The organism is Pseudomonas sp. P5_A12, from assembly GCF_056400685.1.
On sequence record NZ_JBFUKU010000364.1, the window covers coordinates 1 to 4677 of the forward strand.

6 protein-coding genes are annotated in these 4677 nt (G+C 58.3%); 2 read left to right on the forward strand and 4 right to left on the reverse strand.

The window, feature by feature from the left end; all coding sequences use genetic code 11:
- Both AC1DSG_RS27875 and AC1DSG_RS27880 read left to right on the forward strand, forming a co-directional pair.
- On the forward strand, nucleotides 1–1851 hold a 1851-nt coding region (locus AC1DSG_RS27875; protein ID WP_477793753.1), incomplete at its 5' end, for an SbcC/MukB-like Walker B domain-containing protein.
- Nucleotides 1848–2444, forward strand: a complete 597-nt coding sequence (locus tag AC1DSG_RS27880) for a glutathione S-transferase (protein ID WP_477793754.1) — start codon at nucleotides 1848–1850, stop codon at nucleotides 2442–2444. The genes AC1DSG_RS27875 and AC1DSG_RS27880, both read left to right, overlap by 4 nt.
- 62 nt (nucleotides 2445–2506) lie before the next feature.
- Here AC1DSG_RS27880 and AC1DSG_RS27885 read toward each other — a convergent pair whose 3' ends face one another.
- The 4 genes from AC1DSG_RS27885 to AC1DSG_RS27900 all read right to left on the reverse strand — a co-directional run.
- Nucleotides 2507–2764 (reverse strand): hypothetical protein, encoded by a 258-nt coding sequence (locus AC1DSG_RS27885; protein WP_477793755.1) that lies wholly within the window; start codon nucleotides 2762–2764, stop codon nucleotides 2507–2509.
- Nucleotides 2761–2973: a hypothetical protein gene (locus AC1DSG_RS27890; RefSeq protein WP_477793756.1), complete on the reverse strand. Its 213-nt coding sequence runs from the start codon at nucleotides 2971–2973 to the stop codon at nucleotides 2761–2763. The genes AC1DSG_RS27885 and AC1DSG_RS27890 overlap by 4 nt, the downstream gene beginning before the upstream one ends.
- 293 nt (nucleotides 2974–3266) lie before the next feature.
- Nucleotides 3267–3446, reverse strand: coding sequence for a hypothetical protein (locus AC1DSG_RS27895; protein ID WP_007944614.1), 180 nt, complete (start codon nucleotides 3444–3446; stop codon nucleotides 3267–3269).
- Nucleotides 3447–3601: 155 nt separating this feature from the next.
- A partial coding sequence (locus tag AC1DSG_RS27900) for a lactonase family protein (RefSeq protein ID WP_477793757.1) occupies nucleotides 3602–4677 on the reverse strand: 1076 nt, incomplete at its 5' end.

Sequence of the window (4677 nt, forward strand, 5' to 3'; positions counted from 1 at the left end):
CRGTTGCAGGACGACCAGCCGTGTCCGGTTTGCGGCAGCCCCGACCACCCCTATCATCAGCCCGAAGCCCTGCTGCAAAGCCTCGGTCGCCATGATGAAAGCGAGCAGGCCAACGCGCAGAAAGCCGTCGACCAGTTGAAAGAAAAACTCACTGACCTGCGTGCAGAAGTAGGCGGCTTGATCGCTCAGCAAAAAGAGCTGTTACAGCAGCAAGAGCAACTCGCCACCCAGCAACAAGCCCTGACGCCAAGCCTCGAAGCCCATCCGTTGTCGACGCAATTAATGGCTCAGGACGCGAACAAACGCGATGCCTGGCTCGCGCAGCAAAACATTCAGTTGAACCAGAGCATCAGCCAGGACGAACTTCGCCAAACCGCCCTGCTGACCTTGCAACAGGACGCCGCGCGCCTTCAGCAACAGCTGCGCAGTGCCGAAACCGCAAGCCAGCAAACAGCGCAGCACTTGAGTAATCAGCAACGCGAGTTGAGCAGCGACCGTCAACGTCTGGATGAAGAACTGACCGCGTTCAGCACCCTGCTCCCGAGCGACACGCTGCAGGCTTTGCGCAACGAGCCCGCCGCGACGTTCATGCAGCTCGACCAGCAGATTGCCCAGCGTCTGGAACAACTCGACCAGCAACGCGATGAACTCAGCGAACAGCTGCAACGTCAGCAGGCGCTGGAGAAAGAACAGGACCGTCAACACACCCGCGCTCAACAACTGGACGCCGCCCGACAGCAGTTCGATGCCCTCGCCGAGCAACAGCAGGCCTGTCAGCAAACCCTGGCTCAATGGTTGGGCGAGCACGCCAGTGCCGAGCAATGGCAGCAACAACTCGATCACGCCGTCGAACAGGCACGCAATGCCGAATCGACGGCCAATCAGGAACTACAAACCGTACGCACGCGCCTGGTGCAACTGGCGGCCGAACTCAAGGCCCGACAGGAACGCTCGCAGGCACTGGAAACCGAAGACCGCGAGTTGAGCCGCAAGATTGCCGATTGGCGCGCGCAGCATCCGGAGCTGGATGACGGTGGTCTCGACGCATTGCTGAGCGTCGACGATCAACAGCTCAGCGAACTGCGCCAGCAATTGCAACACAGCGAAAAAGCCATCGAACAGGCCAAGGTCTTGTTGCAGGAACGGGACAAGCGCCTGCTGAGCCACCAGGCGCAGCACAACGGTAATCTCGATGCTGAACAACTGGCCACCGCGCTGACCGAACTGCAAAACCTGTTTGTTGCCAGCGAACACCGCTGCGCCGAACTGCGCGCCGAACAGGCCGAGGATCAGCGCCGGCAGAATGCCAATCAGGCCCTGGCCCAACAGATCGCCGACGCCTACACCGAGTACCAGCGCTGGGCGCGTTTGAATGCTTTGATTGGTTCGGCCACCGGCGACACCTTCCGCAAGATCGCCCAAGCCTACAACCTCGACCTGCTGGTGCATCACGCCAACGTACAATTGCGGCAATTGGTACGACGCTATCGTCTGAAACGCGGCGGCAGCATGCTGGGGTTACTGGTGATGGACACCGAGATGGGCGATGAGCTGCGTTCGGTGCATTCGTTGTCGGGCGGCGAAACGTTCCTGGTGTCACTGGCGCTGGCCCTGGGCTTGGCATCAATGGCGTCGAGCACGCTGAAAATCGAATCGCTGTTCATCGACGAGGGCTTCGGCAGCCTCGATCCGGAATCCCTGCAACTGGCTATGGACGCACTGGACGGCCTGCAAGCTCAGGGCCGCAAAGTGGCGGTGATTTCCCATGTGCAGGAAATGCATGAACGGATTCCGGTGCAGATTCAGGTTCGTCGCCAAGGCAATGGCCTGAGTACCCTGGAGGTGAAATGAATACGCTGTATTCTTTCCGCCGCTGCCCATACGCCATGCGTGCGCGCATGGCCCTGCGCTACTCGGGCGTGCCGGTGAACATCGTCGAAGTCAGCCTCAGGGCTAAACCGGCAGAGATGCTGGCGTTATCGAGCAAAGGCACGGTACCGGTGCTGAACGCTGATGGCCGGGTGATTGATGAAAGCCTGGCAATCATGAAGTGGGCGTTGGCGCAAAACGATCCGCAGGACTGGTTGCTCAAGGATGATCCCGCCGGACAAGCGCACATCGCGGCGCTGATCGAGTCGAACGATCAGACCTTCAAAGTGCATTTGAATCGCTACAAATACGCCGAACGTTATCCCGAGCAACCGATGGAGGTTTATCGGGCCGAAGGCGAGGAGTTTTTGCGCCAGCTTGAAGAGTTACTGGAAGGACGCGATTACTTGCTGGCGGCGCATCCAAGCCTGGCGGATATAGCGCTGATGCCGTTCGTGCGGCAGTTTGCGCATGTGGATCGCGAGTGGTTTGCGCAGACGCCTTATGTGCGGTTGCAGGACTGGTTGCAGCGGTTTCTGGAATCGGATTTGTTTACTGGCGTAATGCAGAAGTAACGGCATCGATCCCTGTAGCAGCTGACGAAGCCTGCTGCTACAAGGGTGCGTCGCGCGATGCATCAGGCAAACACTTCACACATCTGCAACACCGTGCAATCCACCTGGAACGGCCCGAAGAAATCGTGCTGGCGTTTAATGGGCGGATTGCCCGCCAGCAACCCGAGCGCCTTCTGCGTTTCAATATTCCGTGCGAGGCTGTGGTTGGCTTCGATGGTGCGAGCCACGGAGCCCGCCGAGCCCTGCCCGATGCCCAGCAACGAAGAGCCGTTGGTGATGAACGCCAGGAAGGCAATCACCCAGAGTTTGCGCCCTCTCATGCCCCGACCACTCCCACCAGTTCTGCATGCTCGCTCCCCGCGTTATGGGCGCGGTGTTCGAACTGGATGGCGGGATAAGCGACTTGAATCGGTGAATCTACGGTGCGCTGCGATTGAGCCGAAAGGCTGACGACCAGCACCAGGATCACGTAGAGACCGATGGCCAGGTAGGCGCCGTGTTTGGCAGAAGTGAGGATTGAGCTGGCCATGGTGTTCTCCGTGGGCATGTTTCGATGCCCACAGAATCAATCAAAAAAGCTGTGGCAACCACTCAGGGTTATCCATAGTGACCATCAACTTCGTTGATCATTAAGCCAGTCGATTTCAATCTTCGATAAAACACATCATGCGTTCGCATGTGATATCAAGGCGTGCCCGATGGCACTGTAATGCTGTCATAAACGCGTTATGCAGGAGCGACATCACTCAGGTTTTTCGAAGCTTTTCAGCTTGATCGACGCAAGTGACTTCGCTCCTGCATAAAAGGTGCAGGGTTTGAATTTCAGGCTTGGGTTTTGTGATCCAGGGCGGCGTAGAACTTGGCGCTCTGCTGCAGGTATTTCTGGGTGTAGCTCTGGGCGTGGGATTTTTTGTCGCTGATTTCGACGTTTGCACTGGCTGGCAGGGCAACGGAGGCAGAGATTGCAGAAGCGGCGATGACAGAGAAGAGATTGAAGTTCATGGCGGTATTCCTCGCATTCAGTTGGCTTGCTTGCCCGGTGGGGCCGTGAAGCAAACTTAACCTTCGACTGTTCGCGCCTGAAATCCTTTGTAGCACTAGCAAATATCAGCGTCATTAATACAAGGATGCAGGCCCCATCAACCGGGGCCTGCGGCCTATTGACGCAGGAGAAACCTGAGGTCGCTCGGCGCGTCCATCGGCAGTTTCTGCACGGTTTTACCCAGCAGACCAGTCTTGGCATCACGTTCGACGACGACAACCTGGTTGCTCTTCTGGTTGGCAATCAACACGAATTTGCCACTGGGATCGAGGCTGAACTCACGCGGATGATCCCCTTCCACGGAACGTCGCTGTTGCTCCTTGAGGTGACCGGTCGCAGGGTCGATGGCAAACACCAGCAATTGATTGGCGGTGCCACGGTTGCTGACATAGAGGAACTTGCCATCCGCCGAAGCGTGCAATGCTGCCGCCGCTTTATCGGACGTGGGCTGGCCCGCTGCCAGGTCGACCATTTGCGTTTGCTCAAGCTTGCCATTCTGGTAATCGAACACCGCCACCTGCGCACTCATTTCCATGGTCAGCCAGGCATGTTTGCCGTCGGCGCTGAACAGCAAATGACGCGGCCCGCTGCCCGGCGGCAACTGCACCGACGCCGGTGTGGCGGGCGTCAACGGCAGGTCTGGATTGGCCTTGGGGTCGAAGCGGTAGACAAAGATTTTGTCGCCCCCCAGATCATTGGAGAACACATAGCGGCCGTCCGGCGAGGAAACCGTCGAGTGCACGTGCGCCGACATCTGCCGCTCAGGGTTGACCCGACTCGCGGGATGACTGCTCATCTGCACCACCGGATTGAGTTTTCCGTCAGCGCCGACCGGCAACACCGCAAGGGTGCCGCCCGGATCTTCAGCCACCGAATAGTTGCTGACGAACAGATGCCGACCATCGCCGCTGAGGCTCGAATGCGTTGGCTCGTTGCCCAGGCTCTGGACCTGATTGATAGGGCTTAACGCATGCGTGGTGGGATCAATCGCATAGCTGGTGACACGTCCGACCGGATCTTTCTGCCCTGGGCCGTTTTCATTGACCACGAACAGGTAACGCTGGTCCTTGGACAAGGTCAGCCAGGACGGGTTTTCGCTTGGGACCACTTGCAGTGGCTTGGCGTTGATCTGACCGGTCGAGCTGTCGAAGTTCAGGCGATAGATCCCCTGACTCTGACCCGCCGTGTAGG